The organism is Priestia sp. P5_B4 (assembly GCF_056400385.1).
Genome location: NZ_JBFULJ010000484.1, coordinates 1 through 2,851, shown reverse-complemented (window position 1 = coordinate 2,851; position 2,851 = coordinate 1). Strand labels below are relative to the sequence as shown.

The following is a 2,851-nucleotide window of genomic DNA, read 5'->3' as shown; positions in this document are numbered from 1 at the left end:
CGCAGTAGCAATAATCGTTACTGCGGCTCCAATCATTAATGATATTCTGACGCCGTACATTGTCCGGCTAAATACATCTCGTCCAAAGTTATCCGTTCCAAACCAGTGCGTGCTTGACGGCGGTGCTAATCGATTTGCAGGGTCGATTTGTAAGCTGCCAAAAGGAGAAATGAGCGGAGCAAAAACAGCAATCAAAATAGATAATAAAATAAGTATCGCTCCTCTTACTAGCAAACGATTTGAGAAAAAGCGCACTACCGCTGGGTTTCTTTTTTTCTTTACAGTTACTGAAATGGTCTCTGTATTTTGTTGTGCGTTCACATTCATCACCCTCCTTTAATCATGATAAGAATTGCGTACACGCGGATCGATCACGGCATACAGCAAATCAACAACTAAATTGATGACCACATAAGCAACCGTAATTAAAAGTACGGCTCCTTGAATAAGCGCGTAATCCCGGCGTTCAATTGATGAAACAATCAGCTGACCTAGCCCTGGAATGTTAAATAATGATTCTGTTACCGCCGCTCCGGTCACAAGTCCCGCAAATGATTCTCCGATAACTGTTAAAATCGGTAAAAAACTCACGCGCAGCGTATGCTTAAGCATAATTGTGCGTTCATTTAATCCTTTTGCTTTTGCCGTTTTAACAAAGTTCTCAGAAATGGTATCGAGTAAAGATGAACGCGTCATACGCGTAATTAATGCAGCTTGAATCGCTCCAAGCGTAATCGTTGGTAAAACTAAGTACTTTAAATACTCAAATAATCCAGCATTTAACGGAACGTATCCTGAAACAGGAAAAATTCGAAGCTGTACCGCAAAAAGCAAAATAAGGAATGAACCGAGAAGAAAGCTAGGAATGGAAATACCTAAAAGGCTAGCTCCCATAATGCTTTCATCACGAATCGTTCCTTTATGTTTAGCTGCATATATACCAAATAGTAAAGCAAACGCCACACCAAAAATTTGCGCGAGTATAGCTAGAGAAACCGTAGGGCCTACATTATCCCAAATTGCCCCGAGCACAGGTTTATTTAAAAAGTAAGAATAGCCAAAATTTCCGTGGGAAATGTTAGATAGCCAGATAAAGTATTGATTTACCACAGGCTCATCCAATCCCATTTCTTTGCTCAGCGCTGCAATTTGTTCCGGACTTGCGCCTTGTCCTAAAATGATTGCTGCGGGACTCCCAGGCGTTAAGCGCGTAATTAAGAACACAACAATAGATACAATGAATAAAACAGGGATTAGTGCAAAAAGTCTCTTAAGTGTATAAGCTCCCATCGTAAACTCCTTTCTAAAACAGAGAGCGTAAGCCCTCTGTTTATTAGAATAATAAGATATTATTTTGTTAAACTCATATTGTAGAAAATTGGACCTAAATTATACTCATAACCTTTTGCATTGTTAGAAACGGCATTGATGTTCACTTTATGACCAATAAGCGTAAACGGAAGCTCGTCCCATACGTATTGCTGAATTGCATCAATGTCACCGCGAGCTTCTTTAACAGAAGGAGCAGCTTTAATTTTGTTTAAGTAGTCCATTGATTTTTCAACTGATGTACCTTTTGTAGTCCAGAATCCTTGGAAGATGGTAGAACGAGCGTTCCAGTCAACAGGATAGATGTCCCATTGGCTTGTATCACTCATTTTATCGCTGAATGTCGCCCAGTCGTATACTTCTAATTTTACATTCATACCAATGTCTTTTAACTCTTGTTGAACCACAACAGCTGTATTGTATTGATCTTGGTAATCACGAGACGCCATTAAGCGAATTTCTTCTCCGTTATAACCAGATTTCTTCAAATATTCTTTTGCTTTTTTCTTATCATGCTGGTTATATTCTTCTTTTCCAGCTGTACTGTAGTAATTTGGATACTCTTTGTTCACAATGGATGAAGAAAGCTTGTAATAATCCGAGTTTCCGTAAGAACTGTCTAAGATGTCTTTTGAGTTAAGAGCTGCGTTAACTGCTTTTCGTGCATTGATGTCTTTAAAGACGCCTTTATCTGCGTTGTAGAAAAGTCCCATAAATCCGCCTGGTGATGTTTCTACTTTTGCATTTTGACTGCCTTCAACTTGTTTGGCATTATCGCTTGATACAGATAGCGCAACGTCAAATTGTCCGGTTGTAATACCAGAAATCCTAGTTGACTCATCGCTTACGAAACTAATCTTAATTTCATCGACGTGAGGAGTTTTCTTAACTTCGCGGCCTTTCGAAGAATAATCTTTAAATTTCTCTAATAAAAGATATTGATTTTTCTTCCACTCTTTTACTTTATATGGACCTGTTCCTATGTAGTCTTTGATCCCTTCATCAGATGCATTGTCAACGACTTCTTTTGGTAAAATAGCTGCTGCGGGGATTGGATCAGCTAATAAAGAAAGCGTGTTAACGTTTGGTGATGGTAAATGAAGCTCTACTGTATAATCACCGGTTTTGGTCATTTCAGCACCAGAGAAGTTTGTTTTCCCAAGAGACGATAGCTTAATCCAGCGGTTAATAGAAGCGACAACGTCATCTGCAGTCATTTCTTTACCGTTATGGAATTTAACCCCTCTTCTTAATTGGAACGTGTATGTTTTATTATCATCGCTAATATCTACTTTAGACGCTAAGTCAGGCTTAGGATTTCCTTTTTCGTCTAAAATCATTAGTCCTTCGTAGATACTGCGCGTTGCGTCTTTCACATCTGAGTCCCCAGTAATTTGAGCATCTAGCGTTGCTGGCTCACTTTGAGACGCGACGTTTAGCGTTCCACCTTCTTTTCCTTCTTTTTCACTTGAAGAATTTTTGCTTGCATTACCACTGCACCCTGCTACCATGAGGACAATGG

The 2,851-nt window shown here is 39.4% G+C and carries 2 protein-coding genes and 1 pseudogene; all 3 read right to left on the bottom strand.

Features of this window, described 5'->3' with window-relative positions:
• Positions 1-327 (bottom strand): annotated as a pseudogene (locus AC1DRF_RS21695) (ABC transporter permease); the annotation flags it as partial.
• Between the two features lie 9 nt (positions 328-336).
• Positions 337-1,290: an ABC transporter permease gene (locus AC1DRF_RS21690; RefSeq protein ID WP_477741669.1), complete on the bottom strand. Its 954-nt coding sequence runs from the start codon at positions 1,288-1,290 to the stop codon at positions 337-339.
• Positions 1,291-1,349: 59 nt separating this feature from the next.
• The gene (locus tag AC1DRF_RS21685) at positions 1,350-2,849 is read right to left on the bottom strand and encodes an ABC transporter substrate-binding protein (protein WP_477741668.1); all 1,500 of its coding nucleotides are present in this window, start codon (positions 2,847-2,849) and stop codon (positions 1,350-1,352) included.
• Positions 2,850-2,851 lie beyond the last annotated feature (2 nt).